Raw genomic sequence first — 23323 nt, 5'->3', positions numbered from 1 at the left:
ACGTGGAAGACGGGCATAAAAAAACCCGCAACAATGTGCGGGTTTTCATAATATGGCGGAGAGTGAGGGATTCGAACCCCCGGTGGGTTTGACCCCACGTCTGATTTCAAGTCAGGTGCATTAAACCGGGCTCTGCCAACTCTCCTGAAGTGCTGCGTATCTTAATGATATTTTTATGACTGTAAAGCGAAAAATTAAAAAAGTTGTCTAAGTGCCGAGATTTCAATCAAATAGACTGTTTAGCACGTATAAGAGATGTTTTTATATTCACCTGACACCATTTTCATCTGAAACTACTTGAAAATGGGAACTAAAACCCATACAACATACACTAAATAATTGTGTACCATTTTGGTCATATCATAAGTCCTGTTGGAGGAAACAATGGATCAACGTTCGATGTATTCAAGTGCATCTCAACCATCGGTATTGCAGACGAACAAGGTTCTACGCAACACCTATATGCTGCTTGCGATGACACTGGCGTTTAGTGCGGTTTGTGCTGGTATAGCAATGGCAGTAGGCATTTCTCCTATGATGTCTCTTGTTATGACTATCGGCGCTTTTATTACGTTATTTGTAGTTCAGAAAAAAGCTGATTCAGCATCTGGTATCTACTGGGTGTTTGCATTCACAGGTCTAATGGGTGCATCACTAGGTTACACGCTTAATTTCTATCTAGGCGTTGCGGGCCCAGGCTTGATCATGGAAGCGCTAGGTGCAACAGCCCTTGTGTTCTTCGCGCTCTCTGGCTACGCACTTACCACTAAGAAAGACTTCTCGTTTATGGGCGGATTCTTGGTAGTAGGTCTAGTTGTAGTGCTTGTAGCTGCTATTGCGAACATCTTTTTCGCAGTTCCAGCGGTAAGCTTAGCAATCAGTGCAGCGATTGTGTTTATTATGTCAGGTTTCATCTTGTTTGATACAAGTCGTATCATCCACGGTGGTGAAACAAACTACATTCGTGCAACAGTTTCGCTATACTTGAACATATACAACTTGTTCACGTCTATCCTTCACCTTCTAGGTGCGTTTGGTGGCGACGATTAAAACAGCGTTAAAGGTTTAAAGAGAAACACCCCTTAACCGGGGTGTTTTTATTTGTATGGCAGAATATTCAGTACTTATCACATCATCACCGTTTCAAGGCGATACAGCGTTACGCGCCCTCTCCTTTGCACAAGGTGTAATCGATAATGGTGATGTAATAAACAACGTTTTCTTTTATAGCGAAGGTGTTCACCACACCAATAACTTAATGCTAAAGACGGGCGACGAGCTGTTCGTACTTGATAGCTGGAAGACTCTAGCGACTGAGCACAACGTGAAATTACTTGTATGCATTACCGCCGCCGTTAAGCGAGGTATTGTTAGTGAGTTAGAGGCGAAAGAGAATGGGTTGTCTCAGTCCAACTTAACCGCGCCTTTCGAGCAAGCTGGCTTGGGCGAATTCTTCACTGCGCTCCATGATTGCAACAGGTTGGTACAATTCTAATGGCGCAACTACTTATTAGGTTTACGCAAAGCCCTTTTTCCAATGCTAAAAGCCAAGACGGTTTAGATTTTGCGCTTGCTGCAACAAACTATGGGCACGATGTTAAAGTGCTTTTTGAAAGCCAAGGTGTACTGCAGCTTGTTAAGGCAGCGTCTACCAAAGGACTAAAAAATTACACCAAACGTTTAGCTAGCATGCCGTTTTTCGATATCGAAGAATGCTTTGTGTGTAAAGCAAGTGCAGATACCTACGACATTGAGCAGGTTCTTTCAAATAACAGTTTAGTTGATGAGTTAGACTGTGAGTGGATAACCCCAGAAGAAAAGGTCACGCTTATCCAAAGCGTAGATCATGTGGTGACATTCTAATGCTTATTACTATTTCAACGCCAATTTTGAGCACTGAATACAAACAGCTTATTGAAGCCACTTATGAGCAATCGACTTCTACTTATGTTGTATTTGTTGGTGATGGCGTTTATGCCCCTGCATTAAACACCGCGTTTTTTGAGCGGCTGGCCAATACGGTAAAAAGCACGGTAAAAGACAAATCAACGCTAAACCTGTCGTTCTTGAGTACAGATGCGGATACCAGGGGCGCAAATCTTCCCGAACATATTAATCCTATTTCTCACAAAGAACTTGCTGCAATATCAGCAAAAAATCAGCACTGGATACCCCTTTCATGACACAAGAAACCTATAGCTTCAATTATAAAGGGCAAGCGATCCCTACAGACAAAGCCGGGTATTTACTCGACTATACCCTTTGGGAAGAAGATATGGTTGAGTTGCTGGCGCAAGAAGAGAACATTGAATTAACAGAAGCCCACTGGGAAGTGGTGCGCTTCGTACGCGCATTCTATGAAGAGTACGAAACCAGCCCAGCAATTCGTGCTTTGGTGAAAGCTATGGCCAATAAGTTTGGGCCAGAAAAAGGTAATAGCCGCTACCTGCAGCGACTCTTTAAAAAAGGCCCGGCTAAGCAAGCCACCAAACTGGCAGGATTACCTAAACCTGCGAAATGCTTGTAAAGGCGATCGCACATTATATTTAAAGTGCTAGCGCCCCCGGCTAGCCTTCTGCTAAAAGCACTTGTTGATTTGCTTCACGGGTTGAAACCCGATTTAAGGTAGCTATCAGAAAAGCCACCCTATTGTTAACTGTTTTAGCCTTGGTGTTGATATTGCAACTCCCCTCCTACATTAGCGTTTTATCTCGGGTTTCAGGCATATTTTTCATACTTACCTTTTACCGAACACCATAAACGTGAATGTTTTACATAAATGGACATAGGAGGCTGTATGACAGTTCAAAAACACTACGTAATTGTGGCCAACCACGACGACGCCACTGCTTACACCTATACCAACCACGGAAGTGCACTTGTTGAAGTAAAAAAGTGGCACAACGAGTTTAGTGACGCGAGTGACCAAGACATTTATACAGATAAACCCGGCAGACAATCGGCTCCCGCTTCGCAGGTGCCGGGCGTTGATAGCATGAATCGAAAAGATGCCGCTGAACTCGAAGATGAACGATTTGCCAGTGACATTGCTGACTGGCTAGATGGTGAGCGTAAACGAGGTGCATTGGGCTCTATAGATATTATTAGTGGGCCTGGATTTCTTGGTAAATTGAGAAGCGGAATGTCAGCTCAATGTTCAGACGTCGTCGACAAAGAAGTGAAAAAGAATGTTTTAGGTGCAGACGAGGAAACCTTGCTTTCCTACCTTAAATAAAACGTTATTTAGTAGTTAGATTGTCACAGGCGGCTGTTGTCATTGCCGCCTTCTCTTACTCGCTTATAAGTAAAAGTCAGCGGTTTTCGTCAGCCTTTAACACGTTAACTTCACCGATTGCCTCGGCGCTTTTAAACGTCTTTACTCGCGTAACTTCGAGATCGGTATAAATACGAGGATTATTCAAAATATATTCTACCTCATTGTTCAATGAGCCTTGTGTGTCAGCCGCTAACCACGCATTTATCGCATGTGCATTATGTGGAAGAAAGCAAGGAATGGATTTTTCATGATACTGACTAAACCCCTCTACGGGTGGGCGCGTCACTACTGCACAGGAAAATAGGCCATTACTAAACCGCCGGTATACCGCGCCAATGAGCAATGCACCAGTAGCCGGTTTCATTAAATAGTGCGCTTTTCCTTTACCAAGCGGGTTTGACTCCCCTACTGCAGTTGCGACAACCACAGCGCGTCGTTCACGAATGAACTTGCTCCAATAAGGGCTATCGAGATTTCGAGCGTTAAATGTTGTTCTATCACCTACGGTAAGCGCGTTTCCATTAGGTTTTGCGTCAAACCACCACGTTGCATCGATAGTGCTATCACCAGATACAATTAAATTGGTAATTTGTCGTTCTGGCACTTTTCCAAATGCAGGATAAAAGTTAATAACATTGCTTGTGGAAGTTTCATTGACAAAAAGCGGAATGGTTTGTGTAAGCCCGACTTCTTCAAGTAGCGCAATAACGTCAGGTGAGTCAGTAATACGCTGTATAAATCCGCACATGTAAGAAAGCCTATGAGTTTGTACTCGCTTCAAGGTACAGAAATTATAAGGGAAGTAACACAAAAAAGAGCCACCACGTTCACGTGGTAGCTCATCGTTTTAGTTAACGCTTATTCGAAGCGAACAGTAATACCTGCATTCAACCTGCGACCAAGTAGGTCGTATAGCGGATCGAACGTGTAGCCAGGTGGTACTTTATTGAACGCGTTTCTTAAACCCACATATACATCAACATTTTCGTTGTAGGTATATTCAATGCTGAAGTCATGAGTCCAAATACTTCCAACAAACGCTGGAGACACGTCTTCAGGTGAATCTGCACCAGGTGAAACGTCAAATAGCGCAGAACGATCAATAAAGCGGCTCGTATAGTTGAAGTTCCACTCATCAATACGGTAGTCAACGATGGTTCTGAATTGATACTCAGGGTCGCCAACTTCGCCCACTTCTACGTTAATCTCATCTGGACGGTCTTGGAAAGCGTATTCTTCAAGTTCGTTAACTTTGTTCCCTTGAAGGTTTAAGCGAAGCTCACCCGGTAGACCTAAATCGCTGAGCTCAGTAGTATATCGGATCTGAAACTCAACACCCGATGTTTTAAGTGCAGAGGCATTAATAAAGCCAGAGCGTACAACTTCAACATCGTTATTTTCGTCGCGGTCAATCTGAGAGCAGAACCCTGCATCAGGACCACCTGAAGCATCCACACAGTTATCGAGAATATCTTGTGCACCGACTTCTGTGATCGCATCTTCAATCTCAATGTCATAGAAATCAACCGTGACAGAGAAGTTTTCTAAGAACTCCGGTGTCCATACAATGCCTATCGTTCTCGACTCACTGCCTTCAGAGAAAAGGTCAGGATTACCGCCTGAGACTGTCTCGATACTTACGTTATCATTTGCTTCAAAACCAGCAGGAATACCCAGTGCTAGACAATTTGCGGCGCGATCTGGATCATCGTTAATATTGTCGGCGTCACACGGGTCATTGATGTTTGCAAAGCCTGGCGATTGAGGAGAAAATGCCTCGTCAACATTAGGAGCACGAACAGCTTCACCTACGGTACCGCGGATTCGCACATCTTCAATTGGAGCCCACATAAAGCCAACTTGCCACGCATCTGCATTACCCGCGTGTGAATAGTCCGCTGTGCGATATGCCGCATCTAATGATAGTTCCTTAGCCAGCATAACGTCACTAAGAAGAGGTAAGCGAAGCTCAACAAAGAACTCACTCACATCATAGCCACCAAAGGAGTCTGGCGTAGCAGCGTTGGTAAAGACCCCTTGTTTTGTTAATTCATCGGTCGTTGTCTCAACGTCTTCTTCACGATATTCATAACCTAACGCAATACCTAATGGCCCACCAGGAAGTTCGAACCACTGACCTGAATCGAACGAAAGTGTTCCACCAACCATCTCTTGAGTGATTTCATCTTCTCGTTGAACATCACCAGCTATAAAGTCGGCAGATGCTGCACTTGCTTGACCAAAACCAAATGGATTAAACGGTGCACAGTTTTCAGGGTTTACTAACGCTGGGTCTTCATAGTCTTCCCCCTGAAGCGCTGGAACTTGGCTGCGGCACGCCGCTTGCCCTGTTTCAGGATCAATGACCGAATCAAGCGCAGCCAGGAAATTTGTAGGAATTAAATCATTTAGCGTACGACGTACATTCGATACTTCGCCGCGAGTGTAGTAAACATCGTAGTCGAAATCAGTATCACTCAGAGTAAAGTACCCTTCAAAGCCACCGATGAAGCGAAACAGCTCACGATCGTTAGACGCTGTTCGGTTACCAATATCGGTGAAGAAACGCGACATTTCAACCACTGATTGACCGCCATCAAGAAGGCGTGAGCGAGTAGACTCATCTAAGAATGCATTATCTTCTACATCAACGAAAATACCACCAAAACGGAAAGACGGCTGGAATTGCTGCTCAATTTTCTTATCTACGTGTTTGACGTCACCATAAAAGCGAATGTTGTCTGTGATGTCATAGCGGAACGTACTTGCTAAGGTAACTGTTTCTTGATCAGGAATGTAGTTAACGTAATCTTCGCCGAAGAAAACAGAATCGTAACGTTGATCGAAACTACCAAAAGCGAAGCTATTATTTTCCAAGCGACTTACTTGATCCATCGGCGAACCGTCTGGCATAAATGTAATCCGAGGACCACCACCAAATGGATTAATTACGCCAAACTGGTTAATCATTTCTGAACCAACAAATGGAACGCGTAGTCTATCTGCAATACCATCGTTTTCACCAGTATCTAGAGGGTTTACAATAGTCCCCCATGCAGCGGCCTGTTGAAGGTCAGGCTCCATAACTTGGTTAATGTTATTTTTTTCAGCGAAAAAGGTGATATTGCCTTTTCCATCATCGGTAGTGTGACCGTATAATGCACTAAAATTATTGGTTCTATTTCCAACACCTTCTAGGTCAGTGGTGCCATCAAATCTGAACTCAAGGCCCTCATAGTCGTCTCTAAGGATAACGTTGATAACCCCTGATACAGCATCAGAACCATAAATAGCTGACGCGCCACCAGTAATTACTTCAATTCGCTCAATCATAGCGGCAGGTATAGAACCTGTGTCTACCGCATTAGAAAACGGTGAACCTGCTACGTGTCGTTTACCGTTCACAAGAGTAAGTGTTCTATTTTCACCAAGAGAGCGTAGATCTGGCGAGCTTAGACCAGCGTTAGCATTGCTATTGTTGTTACCAATTAGAGTAGAGCCTGCGGCTATCGCGGGAAGTTCAGCAAGAATACTACCTAAGTCAGGCGTACCGAAGCGCTTAATTTCTTCTGCGCTCACAGAAACTATTGGCGCGGGCGTAGAAAGCTCTGTTCGCTTAATACGCGAGCCAGTTACTTTGATTTTTTCAACAGATTCTTCATCAACTGGAGTTTCTTGAGCTAAGACAGGATAGGCAAGTGAGCCTACAAGACCAACTAACGCTGCATTTCGCAACGTCCTGGTAATGAGGTTTTTTTTAAACATGTGTGTTCCCTGGAATTTCATGTAAGGGAAAGAGAAATTCCAAGAAGGACATTTCCCTTATCCTCAAACATCAATATTTATTGATATGTAACTTTTCCTAAACGCGATATGAAATACGATTTTTCAATAACTTGCGTCAACCGAAACATTAGCCAAAAGTAGGGGGTATGTAAAGAAATGTAAAGACAGGTAAAGACCTATCTTCGGTGAGCTTATCTCAATGAAAAATAAAGAATAAATTCTTAACCCTTGCAACATGTTTACAATTTGAAACATCTTTTTCACAATCAAAAGACTGATTATGAGCCCATTTAAATATTAGCTATTCATTACATACTAAACAACTACCCCATTCTCTCATCACAGTATTCTCAGTAATACTTTATGCTAATCAGGTTTACTAATAAAAAAATCCGACACCTTTCGGATGCCGGATTTTCATTTAAATTCGCTTTGTGCAGTAGTTATCGCTTAACTAAATAAATCTAATCTTTAAAGCTTCAGTACTTTACACGCTAGTCGCTTTGATAACCTCTTGGCCTGCCATGTAAGGCACAAGCGCCTTTGGAATCGTAACGCTTCCATCTGCCTGCTGATTGTTCTCTAAAATAGCAACAAGCGTACGCCCTACTGCTAAACCAGAACCATTCAATGTGTGAAGAAGTTCTGTTTTATTCGTTTCTGGGTTACGGAATCTAGCCTGCATGCGTCGTGCTTGGAAGTCCAACATGTTTGAACATGAAGAAATTTCACGATAGGTATTTTGCGCAGGCAGCCATACTTCAAGATCGTAGGTTTTACATGCACCAAAGCCCATATCACCAGTACAAAGCAACACTTTGCGGTACGGTAATTCTAGCTTTTGAAGAATAACTTCTGCGTGTCCTGTAAGTGCTTCTAGCGCGTCAAAGCTCTCTTCCGGCTTAACTAACTGTACAAGCTCTACCTTATCGAACTGATGCTGACGAATAAGGCCACGGGTATCACGACCGTACGAACCAGCTTCTGAGCGGAAGCAAGGCGTATGCGCAGTCATTTTCACAGGCAGCGTTTTCGCATCTAATATTTCATCACGTGCAATATTAGTTAGCGGAACTTCCGCCGTTGGAATTAAGCTAAGCCCCTGTCCTTCTTCAGTTGCTGGCTTGGTGTGAAATAGGTCTTCACCAAATTTAGGCAACTGACCTGTGCCATAAAGGCTGTCAGCGTTAACCAAGTAAGGCACATACATCTCTTGGTAGCCATGTTCTTGTGTATGGGTATCCAGCATGAACTGAGCAATTGCACGATTTAGGCGAGCAATATCGCCGCGCATCACTACAAAGCGGCTTCCCGTAAGCTTACTTGCGGTAGCGAAATCTAAGCCGTTGTTTAAGCCTTCAGCCACATCAACATGATCTTTAACTTCAAAATCAAACGTGCGTGGTTCGCCCCATCGAGAAATCTCAACATTGTCATCTTCGTCTTTACCCGCTGGTACAGACTCGTGTGGCAAATTAGGAATGCCTTGCGTAAGGGTGTTAATTTCTTCCAACAGTTCGCTAAGTTCCGCTTTAGCGGCGTCAAGCTCGTCACCAAGCTTACCCACTTCAGCCAATAGCGGTGCAATATCTTCGCCCTGCGCTTTTGCTTTACCAATGGATTTACTTCGTACGTTACGCTCGTTTTGCAGATCCTGTGTTCTGGACTGAAGTGTTTTTCTTTTTTCTTCAAGCGAACTGAAAGCTGCTACATCGAGGTTAAAACCACGGGCAGCTAATCGCTTAGCTGTTTGTTCTATATCGCTTCGCAAACACTTTGGATCTAACATGTGTTTCTAATTATCCTTTCATCAATTGAATGGCTAGCCAACCTGCTATTAGGCAAGCGCCAACGTTAAGAAATACATTTGCTGCGGCTTTAAGCCACAACCCGTTTTCTAATAAAGTTAAGGTTTCAACGGAAAATGTTGAGAATGTAGTAAAGGCACCTAATAGCCCTACACCGATAAGCGCTCGGTAAGGAGAGTCGCTTAAATCATGACGTTCGATAAAACCGTACAGTAATGCGAGTGCAAACGACCCGACCACATTCACCGTTAGTGTACCAAACGGCATGTGTTTTCCAAATAAGGAATCAACACTTGTGGTAACAAAATAGCGTAAACAGGCGCCGGTCGCACCGCCAGCGGCAATAAAACAATACAAAGCTAACCCTTGAGGCACGAAAACTCCCTAGCGCATTTTTTTATTAACTAATTCATATAATCTGAACTAGTTGAGTTACATGTCTGCAACTTTACCTTTTATTGTTACTTCTCGCATTAAGTGAATCGAGAAATTCACGCTTGGCTTTCAAAGCTTTCTCTAAACCGCGTTCATTAGGGTTATACAAGCGAGTTCCAGTAAGGCTTTCTGGGAAGTAAGACTCACCCGCGGCAAACGCGTTCGGCTCGTTGTGTGCATAGCGGTAACCATCGCCATGACCGAGCTCTTTCATAAGCGACGTAGGCGCATTGCGTAAATGCATGGGAACAGGTGCATCAGAGGTTTTACGTGCCAATGCTTTTGCTTCGTTAAACGCCATATATACCGCGTTACTTTTTGCAGCTAATGCACAATATACCGCAGCTTGCGCAATAGCGCGCTCGCCCTCTGCGGGCCCTACTCGGTGAAACGTGTCCCAGGCATTAATACAGAGCTGCATTGCTCTTGGGTCTGCATTACCAATGTCTTCAGACGCGATAGCAAGTAGACGTCTTCCTACATACAGCGCATCTCCCCCGCCATCGAGAATTCTTGCGTACCAGTAAAGGGCTGCGTCTGGATCTGAGCCTCTAACAGATTTATGAAACGCGGAGATTAGGTCGTAGAAGGTGTCGCCTTTGTTGTCGTAACTAGCAACTTTTTCGCCTACCGCATGCTCAACATCGCTTACGGTTATTTCGTTTGCTCCGGTGAAGTCGGCAGCAAGCTCTAAATAGGTGAGAAGACGACGTGCGTCGCCGCCACTTAAATCAATAAGCGCGTTTCTGGCTGTTTCTTCAATACCAAGGGCTCTGTCACCCAGACCTTTTTCGGTATCGCTCAGCGCTCTATCAATCAACTCTGACAGTGCTTCGTGTTCGAGTGTCTTTAGCACATAAACACGTACACGAGATAAAAGCGCTTTATTTAATTCTAACGAGGGATTCTCTGTCGTTGCGCCAATAAAGGTAACAACGCCAGACTCAACAAATGGAAGAAACGCGTCCTGCTGACTTTTGTTGAATCGGTGTACTTCATCAACAAACAACAAGGTTCGCTGGTTATAACGGGCGTTTTCTTCAGCCGTATCCATGGCGGCTCTGATGTCTTTTACCCCAGAGGTAACCGCAGAAATACGCAATACAGATGCGTTGGTGTATTGAGCAATGAGTTCAGCAAGGGTAGTTTTACCGGTACCGGGCGGCCCCCACAAAATCATAGAATGACAGTGACCCGCCTCTAACATTTTACGTAGAGGCTTACCTTCGCCAAGTAAGTGTTCTTGACCGCTGTACTGCTCTATGGTGACCGGGCGCATTCGCGCCGCGAGGGGCGCGAAATCTTGATTAACGCTGGTCATCAATTATGAAGCTGTCTGGAATATCAACTGAGAACGTATCAGCGGGCACTGGAAAACGCGTTTCAATATTACTGAACACCAAAGTGCTGATTTGCTGTTGCGCATCGAGCATATTAAGCGAAGCGAGTTCACTGTCTTGGTTAAAGGTTAATGTAAGCGTTGCGATTTGGCCGCCCTGTTCCTTAGGCGTGATTTGGTAGCTTTTTGTTACGCTCACACCATTGATGTTGTCTGCCGCGCCATTTTCAGGTGTTACGGCCGATGAACCGCTATTTAATTGACTGATAGAGAACTTTGACCACGTTGCTTCATCTGTCGATGTAAGCAAAACAATAGGGTTATCTTTAATCGCATTGTCTTGAGATAGGACTGTTACCTGCTCTACGAAGGTATCCACATTCCAAACCGCTTCGCTATCGGCAACCAAAAGGGTTTCATCAGGAAACGTTGTTTCCCAGCGAAGCTTATTGGGGCGGGTCATGGTCAGCGTGCCTTGTGCTTCGTGAACGACATTTTGCTGTGCATCGACTACTGTCTGCGCAAAGCTTGCACGAAACTGCTTCATATTGCTTAACAAAGCCTGCAGTGAAGTACTCGCAGAATCATTGATAAGCGATGAAGTTTTAGGCTGACTAGTGTTTACTGTGGCATTAGCCTGAATAGCGTCATCAGCACTGACAACCTCGTGAGCATTGTTCTTGCCTATATTTGAACCTGTTGTATCTAATTCTACCGCAGCGTTAGCAGCAGTCATTGCTGTACCTGCCGTTACCAATGCACTCACAAAATAAACCGAAACTGCTTTATTCATTTATTCAATCCATTCGTTATTCTTTGTGGGGCGGCGGTGCAAGAACCTCACGGTTCCCGTTATGCCCCTGTGCACTTACGACACCACTCATTTCCATTTGTTCAACCAAGCGCGCAGCCCGATTGTAACCAATTCTAAACTTACGCTGCACACTCGACACACTAGCTCGACGTGTTTCAGTAACAAACGCCACGGCTTCATCATAGAAGGCATCAAATTCTTGATCCTCACCCTCAGGCTGTTCGCCTGGCAGTAAGACTTCAGCCGTCGCTTCGCCATTCAGGATCTCATCAATGTATTCAGGCTCACCACGTTTCTGCCAGTCTGCAACTACAGCATGTACTTCGTGATCATCTACAAATGCACCGTGAACACGGGTTGGCACAGGGCTACCAGGAGGCAGATAAAGCATGTCACCCATCCCTAGCAAAGTTTCTGCGCCTTGTTGGTCTAGAATGGTTCTTGAGTCTATTTTACTAGAAACTTGGAATGCACAACGGGTTGGAATGTTGGCCTTGATCAGACCTGTAATAACATCTACAGATGGACGCTGTGTGGCAAGGATAAGATGGATGCCCGCAGCACGTGCTTTCTGTGCGATACGTGCAATAAGCTCTTCTACTTTTTTGCCCACTATCATCATCATGTCGGCAAATTCATCGACCACTACCACGATAGCAGGAAGCTTGGCTAAGTCAGGCGCTTCAGCATCCATACTTTCTTCATTCTTCCACAGTGGGTCCTTTATTGGTGTGCCATTAGCAATAGCTTCTTCTACTTTCGCGTTATAGCCCTTTAGGTTACGCACGCCAAGAGCGCTCATTAGACGATAACGACGCTCCATCTCACCCACGCACCAACGAAGGGCATTGGCGGCTTCTTTCATGTCGGTAACCACTTCAGCAAGCAAGTGAGGTATGCCTTCATAAACGGAAAGCTCAAGCATTTTCGGGTCAATCATGATCATGCGAACATCTTCTGGCGTGCTCTTATAAAGCAAACTAAGAATCATAACGTTCACACCTACAGATTTACCTGAACCTGTAGTACCCGCAACCAAAAGGTGGGGCATTTTGGCTAGATCGACCACCACTGGCTGACCTGAAATATCAGCGCCCAACACCATGGTTAATGGTGATTTATTAGACTGAAAAGTATCGCAGCTAATAACTTCGCTCAGCCGCACCATTTCACGTTTTTTATTCGGCAGTTCTAAGCCAATTACTGATTTACCCGGAATAACTTCCACTACACGCACCGAGATAGCTGACATAGCGCGGGCTAAGTCTTTCGACAGTCCTGAGATCTTGCTCACTTTTACCCCAGGTGCTAAATCAAGCTCAAACCGGGTAATAACAGGGCCTGGGAACACGCCAACCACCGTCGCTTCAATGTTAAAGTCAGCCAGTTTTTCCTCTACCAAACGAGAAATACCTTCAATCTCTTCTGGCGTAAGCGGGTTTTCATGTTTGTCGGCACGTTCAAGTAAATCAAAGGACGGCATAGGTGGTAAATCAGGATCTAACTCACCTGCCCTAGCCTTCACAGGTTTGGCACCTAGTGCAGCAGGCGTAAATGCTTGGTTAGCACCTTGACTCGCCTCTTGAGTTTCAACAGTTTGCGACTGTAGCGTTTCCGTATTTGGTTCGCTACCTTCAACAGATGGCGCGCTGTTATTTGCAGAAGTTATTGGCTTGCTTCCAGTTTCGTAAGGCAAGTCTTCATCAAACTCTTCTAAGTCGTCGAAGTTAATATGCGGACTTTGCTGCGCTTGGTGTTTATGCTCATGTTGACTGCTATCACCTTCTGACTGAACTGAGTCATCTTGGCTCGATTTACCCAAACCCACTTTGTCTTTAAAGCTACCAGTAACCGCACTACGCATACCTGACAATGAGAACGACGACTTTTTCGTCTCAGCTGCATCTACATCTGCACTTGATGTCGCATCGTCTTCCTCGGCGTTGACAGTATCGTTGGGATTAGATTGAACAGACTTGTCTCCGTCATAGGTATAAAACGGCGGTTCATCATCTACATCGTCAATGCCAAAGGTAGGCTCACTGCGTGATGGCGTAGTTTTCTGTGTCTGTGATGGTTTTGTCTGTGCAGTAGAAGCCAAAGGTTCAGCGCGCATACTAGTAATATCTAGCTCTGCACCTTCGTCGCCACTTTGATTAGACGATTTGTTAGCTAGGGCTAGTCGCGGCATTTCGAATGCTAACAAACTCTGAGGCGCTGAAAGAGTCTTGCGTCCTAACCACAGCGTACCTTCACCTAACCTGTCGATAATAGTGAGCCAGCTAATACCCGTTAGTAAGGTAAAGCCCGTACAGAAGAAACAAAGAAGTAGCAAAATTGTGCCAGCGGTATTGAAGTAAGGCACTAGCGCTGAACTAATTACGTCGCCAACAAAACCGCCGGCTGAAAAGTTGTAAATGTCGTCAAAATTTATACTGGCGATGCCCGTTGCACCGAGGGCCATCAACAGTCCACCGATAATTCTTAATCCAATAGTAAGATAATCGAATTCATCGAGTTCTTTAATGTGTTGGAATAGAAACCACCCCAAGAAGGCGGAGCCGAAAGGCAGTAAATACGCTAAAAAACCAAATGAGAATAGCAGCAGATCAGCGACCCACGCCCCAGTTGCTCCAACCCAGTTGTGAACGTCGAGTTGTAATCCAGCCTGACTCCAACCTGGGTCTCCTGGATGAAAAGATGCTAGTGCCAGCAATAAGAAGAAGGCGAAAACACAGGCGATAATCATACCTGCTTCCCACACTCGCTGAACCCCTGTTAATCGCGCCATAACCCTAAAAAACCTTCAATTTCCATCGCATGTATTACCGCAGATAGCTTTTTACGCTATGCGGTAACCGCAGTACTAACCGCAACAAAGAGCTTAGCGAACTCTTTGCTATTCCTACATAATTATTATTGATTTATTTTTTGGTAAGTTACTGAGCGTACAACTGAATTAATACACCCATCCCCTACCCTGTGCTTTAGCGTGCTGTTAATCCTTTGGTAAAACACAAACACTGTATTTTTGCACAGCCTACCACAAAACCACGCTATTGAGCCACGCTTTCATTACTTCAAATTAATGCGCAGAGACGATGTACTTTTTACTTCTTCCATCACAACGTACGTCCGCGACTCACTCACTCCGGGCAAGCGCAGTAAAGTATCACCTAATAATTTCCTATAACTTCCCATATCTGCAACGCGTGCTTTAAGAAGGAAGTCAAAATCTCCGGACACCAGGTGACATTCTTGTATATCGTCATGCAGTTTTACCGCAGCAGAAAATTCTGCAAAGATATCTACCGATGTTTTCGTTAACGTAATCTCTACGAACACAAGCATAGCTGCGCCGAGCTTTTCTGGGTCAACGACAGCATGATATCCTTTTATATAGCCCTGAGCCTCCAGCCTCTTAACTCTCTCAAGGCAAGGGCTGGGGCTTAATCCCACTTCTTTAGCAAGTTCGACGTTTGATATACGCCCGTTTTTCTGTAACTGTACCAGGATATTCCTGTCTATTCGGTCTAGGTGTTTTGGTGTCTTTACCAGCATATAAAATATCTTAAAAGCATCTTTTAGGAGAATTATATGCTACAAAAACCCATTCTTCAGCAGATAGTTCGTTTTTTTATCACGTATACTCCGCAAATATGTTCACGTGCTTCAAAGCCGAACACTATTTATCAAAAGTTCAACCAGAGCCGCTTAGAAGCTCACTATAAGATTGAGGACTATACATGTTAGTTGGTGTACCAAAAGAAATTAAGAACCACGAATACCGTGTTGGCTTGACGCCAGCAGCTGTAAAAGAGTTTGTTAGCCACGGTCACAGCGTTTTAGTAGAAACTAACGCAGGTGACGCAATAGGTTTCACTAACGAAATGTATGTCGAAGCAGGCGCATCCATTGCATCAACGGCTGAGCAAGTGTTTGCTGAAGCAGAAATGATCGTAAAAGTTAAAGAGCCTCAGCCTAACGAGTGCAAAATGCTTCGTAAAGGCCAGACACTATACACCTACCTACATTTAGCGCCTGATCCTACGCAAACAAAGCTGCTTGTGGAATCTGGTGCAACTTGTATCGCATATGAAACAGTGACTGACGACCGCGGTGGGCTTCCACTACTAGCACCAATGAGTGAAGTAGCTGGCCGTATGTCGGTTCAAGCTGGCGCGCACTACCTTGAAAAAGCACACGGCGGTAGCGGTACACTTCTTGGTGGCGTTCCGGGTGTAGCACCAGGTAAAGTACTGGTTATCGGTGGTGGTGTTGTTGGTACTAACGCAGCAAAAATGGCACTAGGCCTTGGTGCTGACGTTACTATTCTTGACCGCTCGCTTCCTCGTCTTCGTCAAATCGATGATATCTTTAACGGACAAGTAAAAACGGTTTACTCTACCGTTGACGCTATTGAGCACTACTCTTCAAAAGCTGATCTTGTTGTTGGTGCGGTACTTATTCCTGGCGCTGCAGCTCCGAAGCTTCTTACTCGCGAACAGATTAAGGCAATGAAGCCTGGTTCAGTACTTGTTGACGTTGCTATCGACCAAGGCGGATGCTTTGAAACATCTAAAGCAACAACACACCAAGACCCAGTTTATATTGTTGATGACGTGGTTCACTACTGTGTTGCAAACATGCCAGGTGGCGTTGCGCGTACTTCTACGATGGCACTTAACAATGCCACATTGCCATTCGGCTTAGCCCTTGCAAACAAAGGCCCTGCGAAAGCGATGTTAGAAGACAAGCACTTGCTTAACGGTCTAAACGTGCACGAAGGTAAGGTAACGTACAAAGCTGTGGTTGACGCGCTAGGTGAAGAACTAGGCCTTACCTATACACCAGCTGAAGTAGCGCTTAAAGGCGAATAATTTCTAAAGATTAGTCTCGGGTAGGGCTGTGGCCATACCCTTGAATAAGAATATCGGAATAAAAAAGCTCGGTATGTGAACATCACATCCGAGCTTTTTTGTATTTGAAATGAGTCTAACCGTTTATTGATGCGTTTACTGCTTTCAGTACGGCAATAGGGTCTTCTGCTTTAGTGATAGGTCTTCCCATAACTAAATAGCTCACGCCAGCTTTCATAGCATCGGGAGGCGTCATGACGCGCTTTTGATCACCAGCGTCTGCGCCTACTGGGCGAATACCTGGTGTAACTAGCAGAAAATCGTCGCTGTGTTTTTCGCGTAATGCGCCGGCTTCCTGCGCTGAGCAGACAATGCCGTCTAATCCTGCTTTTTCTGTTAGTGCCGCCAGACGCAGCACTTGTTGCTCTGGTGTAACACCGCTTACTACATCCGCCAACTGCGCTTCATCCATGCTGGTAAGAACGGTAACCGCAATAAGTTTAGTTTGAGGGTTGCTGCTTGTTGCAATCGCCTCTTTAGCTGCTTGCATCATAGGTAGGCCGCCCGATGCATGTACGTTTACCATCCATACACCCAGCTCCGCCGCTGCTTTACACGCTTTCGCTACAGTATTTGGAATGTCATGGAATTTAAGATCCAAGAAAACGTCAAAGCCTTTAGCGATTAGCGCTTTTACGAATTCTGGTCCAAATAAGGTGAACATCTCCTTGCCCACTTTTAGCTTGCACAAGCTTGAATCTAATTTATCAACAAACGCCAATGCAGTGTCTTTGTTGTCATAGTCTAATGCAACAATAACGCGTGGGTCATGCATGTTCTTTTATTCTCCGTCTAGCCCTTTGATAGGTTTTACTACGCCCCACTTTTTACAGCTAGGGCATAACCAATATAATTTTCGACCGGAAAAGCCACAGCTGCCACAGCGGTATTTAGGGCGCTGCAACATTTGCTTTTCCACCAATTCTTTAAGTAAGCGTAAGCTATCAGCCGTGGTTTTATCTGAAAGCTGGTCAATGTAAAGCCCCATAAGGGTTTTAAAGCCGCGCATAGTCGGGCGTTTGCGAAGTTGCTCAAGTAAGTATTCAGCCGCCTGTGCCGTTTCACCGCGCTTCATAAGCACATCAACCATGGCTAAATAGGACGTAGCACACTCTTGCCAGTGCGCTTCTAAGTTCTTCTGAAAACTTTCCCAGTCGTCAGTTTCTTCAGCAATTTTTTCCAAACTAGGTACGGCTTCGCTGAACCAGTTGATATCGCGTTCGGCCACTTGCGTAAAGTACGCGTTGGCATCAGTAAAGCGTTTTTGATCAAGAGCTATATCACCTAACATAAGCCACGGCCTAACCGCATGTTCGTCGGCATTTACCGCTTTTTGTAATAAGGTCAATGCCGCCCCTTGGCTATCGTTCTTTAACTCAACCGATGCTTGTTCACAATAAAAGTGTGCAAGGCGTTCGCACAAATCATCATTGTCACCATGACACTGCACCATACGTTCGGCTAATTCGATGGCTCTTTCCCACTCTTTCGTGGTCTGGTAGATACTGAAAAGTTGCTGTTGAGCTACAAGGTAGTGTTTATCGCTGTTAAGCAGTTGAAGAAAAGCATTTTCAGCACGCTCTAGAAAGCCTGCTTGTGTGTAGTCGTGACCAAGCTCCCTCAGTGCATTTTCTCGTTGAGCCGGCTGGAGCTCATCACGGCTAACTAAATTCTGGTGGACTTTAATTGCGCGGTCTATTTCACCTCGGTGACGGAAAAAACTCCCCATCGCGATATGCGTCTCTACTGTGTCGCTATTCACGTTAATCATTTTGATTAGCGTATCGACTGCTTTATCAGGTTGGTCTGAGAGAAGGAAGTTTAGCCCCTTGTAATAATGCTTAGATAGAATGCTAGACTGCTTTCGCTGCGCTTGACGGACACTATTTCGGCCCATTATCCAGCCGTAACCTGCCGCAACAGGCAAAAGGAGAAACAGCAGTTCGAGCATTAGTGGTCTTGTTCCAAACTCTGTATTTTAGACTGCGCAGACATTAGCTGGACGCGTAATTTTAGCCAGCTCATAAGCATTATCAATATGCCGATACCCACGCCTATAGAAAGTGTTATCGCTATTAGCGTCGATAAGCGAAGGTTCGCCTGCGCAATTAGATAATTAACTGTTACTTGTGCTTCATTTTGAGAGCCAATCACAAATGCGATAGCGAGTAGCACCAAAACGATAAGAAACGTTAGGATCCCTTTCAACACTCAACCCTTTTTTGTTGATTTATTTACAAGAATAGCAAAATGCGAAAAGAGATAACACAAAAAGCGTGAGCGAAATGATGTTATACCTAACGTTAAGCAACTCCCTCGCTTTCTAAATCCTGACGTTCGGGTTTAGCGATAAGGTTGTCTACCACCAAATCATGGTGAAGTGCTGACATATTAGTAATGAAAATACAGTGCGTGTAACCCGCCTGCATTGTTTCAAGCTTGTCATACATAGCTTTGTCTAGTTTCGAAAGCTGAGCAAGTCGTTTTTTGGTTAAAGGCGTTATCGCACCGTGGCAGCGAATCGCAGTCACATCCGTGGCGCTGAGATGTATCTTTTCTTCATCTAACTGGGTTTTGATTTGCGTACGCAGTTTGGAAAAAAGGAAGTCACGTTCTTTGATGTACACTAAACGGTTATCACTCTTTCTTACGCAATGCACAACTAACGCTTGTTCGGACGTTTCTTTAAACATTGCTTCTAGAATTTGAGACTTGGGCTTAGCCTGCCCTTTGTCTGCAAAAAAGCCGTGCAGCGGAATAATATTTTGAGTGCGCGAAAACGGATAGAGATCGTCTGATGCATCACTCTGGTAAACGGTCTTTAACCTGTCCAGTGTGAATCTGTTCATTACGCACAACACAGATAAAGACGGCATGTGCCTAACAGCCAGTTCCCATATATAGCGATGCGTTGAGCGTTGAATACGAGCGATATCTCTTACTTTGAAATATGCGGTGTTTTCTTCAACCAAATGATCTACGTTTGAGCTGACTTTCGCTTTGCGGGTATCTTCGACAAGACACAGTCTTACTGTCCCGGTTTGAGCTTGATAGTGCACAACCTTATAACGTTCATTTTTAATTTTGAGTTCAGGCACTGAAACCCGAATCTCTTTTTGAAGGTCACTGTTTGGTGCCACAATTAATTTCATACCACTGGCACTTAAATCTGCCACACGAGCTTCTAAAGAAGTTAGCAGCCCCACCCTTATTGAAGCCGGCTTGTCGATAACGTAGCGGGTTTCACTGCGCCTATCCAAATCCTCTTCCATTACGTAATCTATGCGCCAGTTTTTACCACTGGCCTTTAGTGTTTTCGACAAAGGCTTAAAATCGCATTTTGCCGAGAGCGTCAGGTTGGTAAGGTAGGCAGAAACGTCTTTACAGTAAAGAACATGGGAAATCTGAGCAAGTTGTTCAAATTCTTTACTAGCGATGTCGTGAATAGCAAACGCTTTTTGCTTATCTTCGCGCGTTACGCTATCAAGTCGACAATGGGTACAGATGAAGTCGCCACTTTTGGCAAGAAGATAAACCAACGCATTGAGCTGTTTTAATGCCAGCAGTTGTCTGTGCGTTGCTGTTATTTGCACGTTACCATTTTTGGTTTTAATGTTGCCGTGAAATACATAAGCTTCATTATATTTGCGCAGTTCCTCAACTAACGTAGCGAAAATGGGTTTATCTTGTAAGCTAGCCAGTAATTTTTCGGCGTCATTATGCTCAACGTTAGCTTTGGTAAAGAGCGCAATAATAGGTTTAAGCGACTTCTTCTCTGGCGCCAAAAAAACAGGTAACCAGGGGCTATTTTCAAGTATGCGGTCGCGCTCGAGTTCTTGCATCGCGCGCTCTATTTCCAGATCTCTTTGTAGAGGTTGTTTATAGGCGGTAATTGCTACATAGCGTTTCAACGTAGCAAGAAAGCCTTTGTCCACATCATCTAGAAAGACAAACGATGTCTCATACTTTCCTAAGTGCTTGTTGTATTTTACCGACTCTAGTTCAAGCGTTATTTCCGTGGGCTCTTTGGTAAGCCCTTTTACTTCAGGAATAGTAAACGTAATGATGTCGCCGGTAGAAGCGTTAGGCGGCCTTTTAGTCTCGACGGCTATCCCTTTGTGAGACATCGAACTGATTGAACAATGGCGACCTTTTTCAAAATCGGGGGAAGAAATAGTGAAGTTAGGGCGAATAGCAATGTCATCGCCGAAATCTATGTCAGTAAACGATTGGCTCTCAACATTGAAAGCATCAACAATTTTTTTAAACTGCTCTTTTTTTATTTGGTTTTGATAAAAGTCTGAGTTCATTACTGACTCAAACACGCCGACAGTGTATCTGTCTTGATAAAGTGACGTTTCGTTTTTGAGTATTTGCGCGCCTACTTTATCTAAGCGCATTTGAACACCGAAGTGTTTGAATTTCATGACGGGAAACTGGGCGAACGCAGAATTATCAGCAGGAGCATCGGTCAACGAAGTTAAACGTACAACTTCTTCTTTTACTACTTTACGCACACTACTAGGTAAGCGCTTCGAAAACTTGTTAATTCCCTCTAACAGTTTGTTTTGTTGTTCATAAGGAATTAACGCGCGAATGAGCGGCTGGTATTGTTTAATTATTGCTTGTTCGTCGCCGGCTGACATTACTTCTATGAATACCGTTTATTATTATTTGAACAATATATAACCCTATTCAAGCTGGGGTCAATAGGTATTAGGAATTAAACGAAAGTATATCAAGCCTGTCACGCCATTTTTTAAACGTCGCGACATACACTATTTAGGTTTTCTGCATGCCTACAAGCAGGCACAAAAAAGCCGCTTATCAGCGGCTTTTAAAATGCATTATGCGATTGAGGCGTCTACCCTTTCGCGAAGCTCTTTCCCAGGCTTGAAATGCGGTACATATTTACCGTCAAGTTTCACTGTTTCACCCGTTTTTGGGTTTCTACCTACGCGTGGTGCGCGGTAGTGAAGAGAGAAACTTCCAAAACCTCTAATTTCAATACGCTCACCCTTTTGAAGAGTTTGCGCCATTTGTTCAAGAAGTTCTTTTATAGCCAGTTCGAGTTCCTTCGCCGGAATATGACGCGCTTGATCCGCGAGCCGTTCAATTAATTCAGACTTGGTCATGCTTAACCTCATTGTCAATATTATTGTTTAAACAGCTATCGCGAATTGGGTGTGCAGATGCACACCCACAAAAGCATTATTCGCCTTTAGCAGCTTTAAATGCTTCTGCCATCGCGTTAGCGAAACCAACATCTTCTTGCTGGTTAACTTTATCGATAGCTTCTTTTTCGTCAGCCTGATCTTTCGCTTTAACAGATAGGTTAACAGTGCGGTTCTTACGGTCAACGCCCATGAACTTCGCTTCGATGCTATCACCAACGCTTGCTACTTCTGTCGCGTCTTCAACACGCTCTACAGCAAGATCTGCAACGCGGATGTAGCCGTCAACTTCTTCAGCTAGGTTTACAGTAACGCCTTTTGCATCAACTGCTGTTACTGTACCAGTAACGATAGCACCTTTCTTGTTATCTGTCAGATACTTGTTGAAAGGATCTTCTTCGATTTGCTTAACGCCAAGAGAGATACGCTCACGCTCTGGGTCGACTTGTAGTACAACTGCAGAGATTTCGTCGCCTTTCTTGTAGTCGCGAACCGCGTCTTCACCAGACTTGTTCCAGCTGATGTCAGAAAGGTGAACTAGACCGTCGATGCCGCCGTCAAGACCGATGAAGATACCGAAGTCAGTGATTGACTTGATCTTACCAGACACTTTGTCACCTTTTTCGTGTGACTCAGCAAACGTTTCCCAAGGGTTAGCGATGCACTGCTTAAGACCTAGAGAAATACGACGACGCTCTTCGTCAATTTCAAGAACCATTACATCTACAGTGTCACCTAGGTTAACAACTTTAGATGGGTGGATGTTCTTGTTAGTCCAGTCCATTTCAGAAACGTGTACAAGACCTTCAACGCCGTCTTCGATTTCAACGAAGCAGCCGTAGTCAGTAAGGTTAGTAACCTGACCGTTGATCTTAGTACCTTCTGGGTAACGAGAAGCAATTTCTTGCCATGGATCGTTGCCCATTTGCTTCATACCAAGAGAAACACGTTGCTTCTCTTTGTCGAACTTAAGTACTTTAACGTTGATTTCGTCACCAACATTCACGATTTCACTTGGGTGCTTAACGCGCTTCCAAGCCATATCAGTGATGTGTAGAAGACCGTCTACGCCACCAAGGTCAACAAACGCACCGTAATCGGTAAGGTTCTTAACGATACCCTTGATTTCATGACCTTCTTCAAGGTTAGCAAGAAGCGTTTCGCGCTCTGCGCTGCTTTCTGCTTCGATAACTGCACGACGAGAAACAACAACGTTGTTACGCTTAGCGTCAAGCTTGATAACTTTAAACTCAAGCTCTTTGCCTTCAAGGTGCGTAGTGTCACGTACAGGGCGTACGTCAACAAGTGAACCAGGAAGGAACGCGCGTACACTGTTAACTTCAACAGTGAAACCGCCTTTAACTTTACCGTTGATAACGCCTTTAATTGTAGCTTTATCTTCGTAAGCTTTTTCCAGCTCAACCCACGCTTCGTGACGCTTCGCTTTTTCGCGAGAAAGGATAGTTTCACCGAAACCATCTTCAACTGCATCTAGTGCTACGTCTACTTGGTCACCGATAGCGATTTCTAGTTCGCCTTCAGCGTTTTTGAATTGGTCAGCTGGGATAGCACTTTCTGATTTCAAGCCTGCATCAACAAGAACGATGTCTTTGTCGATAGAAACAACAGTACCTTTTACAATTGAACCAGGACGTGTTTCTAGTTCTTGTAAGCTTTCTTCAAAAAGTTGTGCAAAATTTTCAGTCATAAGTCTCAAATAACTTTTAAGTTGATATCCACGCTTCTTATCCGGATAACGCGGGGTTATTAA

General features: G+C 44.5%; 21 protein-coding genes and 1 tRNA gene. 7 read left to right on the top strand and 15 right to left on the bottom strand.

What is annotated here, in order from left to right:
- Positions 1-53 precede the first annotated feature (53 nt).
- Positions 54-145 (bottom strand) — tRNA-Ser (locus MHN00_RS11255).
- A gap of 239 nt (positions 146-384) precedes the next feature.
- On the opposite strand from MHN00_RS11255, the gene MHN00_RS11250 reads away from it, so the two are divergent.
- From MHN00_RS11250 to MHN00_RS11225, 6 genes are all read left to right on the top strand, one after another.
- Entirely contained in the window at positions 385-1050 is a 666-nt protein-coding gene (locus MHN00_RS11250) for a Bax inhibitor-1/YccA family protein (protein ID WP_014949619.1), read from the top strand.
- 55 nt (positions 1051-1105) lie between these two features.
- Positions 1106-1495, top strand: coding sequence for a sulfurtransferase complex subunit TusD (tusD, locus tag MHN00_RS11245; protein ID WP_239301182.1), 390 nt, complete (start codon positions 1106-1108; stop codon positions 1493-1495).
- Positions 1495-1863 carry a DsrE family protein gene (locus MHN00_RS11240; RefSeq protein WP_239301181.1) on the top strand — a complete coding sequence of 123 codons (369 nt, stop codon included), beginning with the start codon at positions 1495-1497 and terminating at the stop codon, positions 1861-1863. Before tusD ends, MHN00_RS11240 begins: the two co-directional genes overlap by 1 nt.
- Positions 1863-2183: a hypothetical protein gene (locus tag MHN00_RS11235; RefSeq protein WP_061095153.1), complete on the top strand. Its 321-nt coding sequence runs from the start codon at positions 1863-1865 to the stop codon at positions 2181-2183. The genes MHN00_RS11240 and MHN00_RS11235 overlap by 1 nt, the downstream gene beginning before the upstream one ends.
- Positions 2180-2527 (top strand): TusE/DsrC/DsvC family sulfur relay protein, encoded by a 348-nt coding sequence (locus tag MHN00_RS11230; protein ID WP_014949623.1) that lies wholly within the window; start codon positions 2180-2182, stop codon positions 2525-2527. The genes MHN00_RS11235 and MHN00_RS11230 overlap by 4 nt, the downstream gene beginning before the upstream one ends.
- A 270-nt stretch (positions 2528-2797) precedes the next feature.
- Positions 2798-3235: a host attachment protein gene (locus tag MHN00_RS11225; protein WP_239301180.1), complete on the top strand. Its 438-nt coding sequence runs from the start codon at positions 2798-2800 to the stop codon at positions 3233-3235.
- Positions 3236-3311: 76 nt separating this feature from the next.
- Here the strand turns inward: MHN00_RS11225 and MHN00_RS11220 are convergent, their stop codons facing one another.
- From MHN00_RS11220 to lrp, 8 genes are all read right to left on the bottom strand, one after another.
- On the bottom strand, positions 3312-4025 hold the full coding sequence (locus MHN00_RS11220) for an SOS response-associated peptidase family protein (RefSeq protein ID WP_239301179.1): 714 nt from the start codon (positions 4023-4025) through the stop codon (positions 3312-3314).
- 110 nt (positions 4026-4135) lie between these two features.
- A complete protein-coding gene (locus MHN00_RS11215) occupies positions 4136-7042 on the bottom strand; it encodes a TonB-dependent receptor (RefSeq protein ID WP_061485930.1) in 2907 nt (968 codons plus the stop codon).
- A gap of 508 nt (positions 7043-7550) precedes the next feature.
- The gene (gene serS, locus MHN00_RS11210) at positions 7551-8852 is read right to left on the bottom strand and encodes a serine--tRNA ligase (RefSeq protein WP_014949630.1); all 1302 of its coding nucleotides are present in this window, start codon (positions 8850-8852) and stop codon (positions 7551-7553) included.
- 10 nt (positions 8853-8862) lie between these two features.
- A complete protein-coding gene (gene crcB / locus MHN00_RS11205; protein ID WP_014949631.1) occupies positions 8863-9246 on the bottom strand; it encodes a fluoride efflux transporter CrcB in 384 nt (127 codons plus the stop codon).
- Positions 9247-9319: 73 nt separating this feature from the next.
- Entirely contained in the window at positions 9320-10627 is a 1308-nt protein-coding gene (locus tag MHN00_RS11200) for a replication-associated recombination protein A (protein WP_239301178.1), read from the bottom strand.
- A complete protein-coding gene (gene lolA, locus MHN00_RS11195; protein ID WP_239301177.1) occupies positions 10614-11438 on the bottom strand; it encodes an outer membrane lipoprotein chaperone LolA in 825 nt (274 codons plus the stop codon). Before lolA ends, MHN00_RS11200 begins: the two co-directional genes overlap by 14 nt.
- A gap of 16 nt (positions 11439-11454) precedes the next feature.
- On the bottom strand, positions 11455-14250 hold the full coding sequence (locus MHN00_RS20555; protein WP_239301176.1) for a DNA translocase FtsK 4TM domain-containing protein: 2796 nt from the start codon (positions 14248-14250) through the stop codon (positions 11455-11457).
- Between the two features lie 284 nt (positions 14251-14534).
- Entirely contained in the window at positions 14535-15020 is a 486-nt protein-coding gene (gene lrp, locus MHN00_RS11185) for a leucine-responsive transcriptional regulator Lrp (protein WP_014949635.1), read from the bottom strand.
- Positions 15021-15205: 185 nt separating this feature from the next.
- Here lrp and ald point away from each other — a divergent pair, with 185 nt between their 5' ends.
- Complete coding sequence (gene ald / locus MHN00_RS11180) at positions 15206-16339, top strand: alanine dehydrogenase (protein ID WP_239301175.1); 1134 nt, start codon at positions 15206-15208, stop codon at positions 16337-16339.
- 115 nt (positions 16340-16454) lie between these two features.
- On the opposite strand, the gene pyrF is transcribed toward ald, so the two are convergent.
- The 6 genes from pyrF to rpsA all read right to left on the bottom strand — a co-directional run bounded on the left by pyrF (position 16455) and on the right by rpsA (position 23260).
- On the bottom strand, positions 16455-17153 hold the full coding sequence (pyrF, locus tag MHN00_RS11175) for an orotidine-5'-phosphate decarboxylase (RefSeq protein ID WP_239301174.1): 699 nt from the start codon (positions 17151-17153) through the stop codon (positions 16455-16457).
- A 6-nt stretch (positions 17154-17159) separates the two neighbouring features.
- A complete protein-coding gene (gene lapB, locus MHN00_RS11170; protein WP_014949638.1) occupies positions 17160-18329 on the bottom strand; it encodes a lipopolysaccharide assembly protein LapB in 1170 nt (389 codons plus the stop codon).
- The gene (locus MHN00_RS11165; RefSeq protein ID WP_232298182.1) at positions 18329-18589 is read right to left on the bottom strand and encodes a lipopolysaccharide assembly protein LapA domain-containing protein; all 261 of its coding nucleotides are present in this window, start codon (positions 18587-18589) and stop codon (positions 18329-18331) included. Before MHN00_RS11165 ends, lapB begins: the two co-directional genes overlap by 1 nt.
- 92 nt (positions 18590-18681) lie before the next feature.
- Entirely contained in the window at positions 18682-21024 is a 2343-nt protein-coding gene (locus MHN00_RS11160) for a PilZ domain-containing protein (RefSeq protein ID WP_014998498.1), read from the bottom strand.
- Positions 21025-21225: 201 nt separating this feature from the next.
- Positions 21226-21513: an integration host factor subunit beta gene (gene ihfB, locus MHN00_RS11155; RefSeq protein ID WP_014949641.1), complete on the bottom strand. Its 288-nt coding sequence runs from the start codon at positions 21511-21513 to the stop codon at positions 21226-21228.
- 76 nt (positions 21514-21589) lie between these two features.
- Positions 21590-23260, bottom strand: coding sequence for a 30S ribosomal protein S1 (gene rpsA / locus MHN00_RS11150; protein WP_014949642.1), 1671 nt, complete (start codon positions 23258-23260; stop codon positions 21590-21592).
- Positions 23261-23323: the final 63 nt, after the last annotated feature.

Origin of the sequence: Alteromonas sp. Cnat2-8 (assembly GCF_022348355.1) — a bacterium.
GTDB lineage: Bacteria > Pseudomonadota > Gammaproteobacteria > Enterobacterales > Alteromonadaceae > Alteromonas > Alteromonas macleodii.
The sequence above is the reverse complement of the archived record's forward strand: the minus strand, read 5'-3'. Positions and strand labels throughout refer to the sequence as shown.

Excerpts from the sequence above, each read along its gene's own strand:
- MHN00_RS11250 (WP_014949619.1), top strand. The coding sequence starts at position 385 with ATGGATCAACGTTCGATGTATTCAAGTGCATCTCAACCATCGGTATTG.
- tusD (WP_239301182.1), top strand. The coding sequence starts at position 1,106 with ATGGCAGAATATTCAGTACTTATCACATCATCACCGTTTCAAGGCGAT.
- MHN00_RS11240 (WP_239301181.1), top strand. The coding sequence starts at position 1,495 with ATGGCGCAACTACTTATTAGGTTTACGCAAAGCCCTTTTTCCAATGCT.
- MHN00_RS11235 (WP_061095153.1), top strand. The coding sequence starts at position 1,863 with ATGCTTATTACTATTTCAACGCCAATTTTGAGCACTGAATACAAACAG.
- MHN00_RS11230 (WP_014949623.1), top strand. The coding sequence starts at position 2,180 with ATGACACAAGAAACCTATAGCTTCAATTATAAAGGGCAAGCGATCCCT.
- MHN00_RS11225 (WP_239301180.1), top strand. The coding sequence starts at position 2,798 with ATGACAGTTCAAAAACACTACGTAATTGTGGCCAACCACGACGACGCC.
- MHN00_RS11220 (WP_239301179.1), bottom strand. The coding sequence starts at position 4,025 with ATGTGCGGATTTATACAGCGTATTACTGACTCACCTGACGTTATTGCG.
- MHN00_RS11215 (WP_061485930.1), bottom strand. The coding sequence starts at position 7,042 with ATGTTTAAAAAAAACCTCATTACCAGGACGTTGCGAAATGCAGCGTTA.
- serS (WP_014949630.1), bottom strand. The coding sequence starts at position 8,852 with ATGTTAGATCCAAAGTGTTTGCGAAGCGATATAGAACAAACAGCTAAG.
- MHN00_RS11200 (WP_239301178.1), bottom strand. The coding sequence starts at position 10,627 with ATGACCAGCGTTAATCAAGATTTCGCGCCCCTCGCGGCGCGAATGCGC.
- lolA (WP_239301177.1), bottom strand. The coding sequence starts at position 11,438 with ATGAATAAAGCAGTTTCGGTTTATTTTGTGAGTGCATTGGTAACGGCA.
- MHN00_RS20555 (WP_239301176.1), bottom strand. The coding sequence starts at position 14,250 with ATGGCGCGATTAACAGGGGTTCAGCGAGTGTGGGAAGCAGGTATGATT.
- lrp (WP_014949635.1), bottom strand. The coding sequence starts at position 15,020 with ATGCTGGTAAAGACACCAAAACACCTAGACCGAATAGACAGGAATATC.
- ald (WP_239301175.1), top strand. The coding sequence starts at position 15,206 with ATGTTAGTTGGTGTACCAAAAGAAATTAAGAACCACGAATACCGTGTT.
- pyrF (WP_239301174.1), bottom strand. The coding sequence starts at position 17,153 with ATGCATGACCCACGCGTTATTGTTGCATTAGACTATGACAACAAAGAC.
- lapB (WP_014949638.1), bottom strand. The coding sequence starts at position 18,329 with ATGCTCGAACTGCTGTTTCTCCTTTTGCCTGTTGCGGCAGGTTACGGC.
- MHN00_RS11160 (WP_014998498.1), bottom strand. The coding sequence starts at position 21,024 with ATGTCAGCCGGCGACGAACAAGCAATAATTAAACAATACCAGCCGCTC.
- ihfB (WP_014949641.1), bottom strand. The coding sequence starts at position 21,513 with ATGACCAAGTCTGAATTAATTGAACGGCTCGCGGATCAAGCGCGTCAT.
- rpsA (WP_014949642.1), bottom strand. The coding sequence starts at position 23,260 with ATGACTGAAAATTTTGCACAACTTTTTGAAGAAAGCTTACAAGAACTA.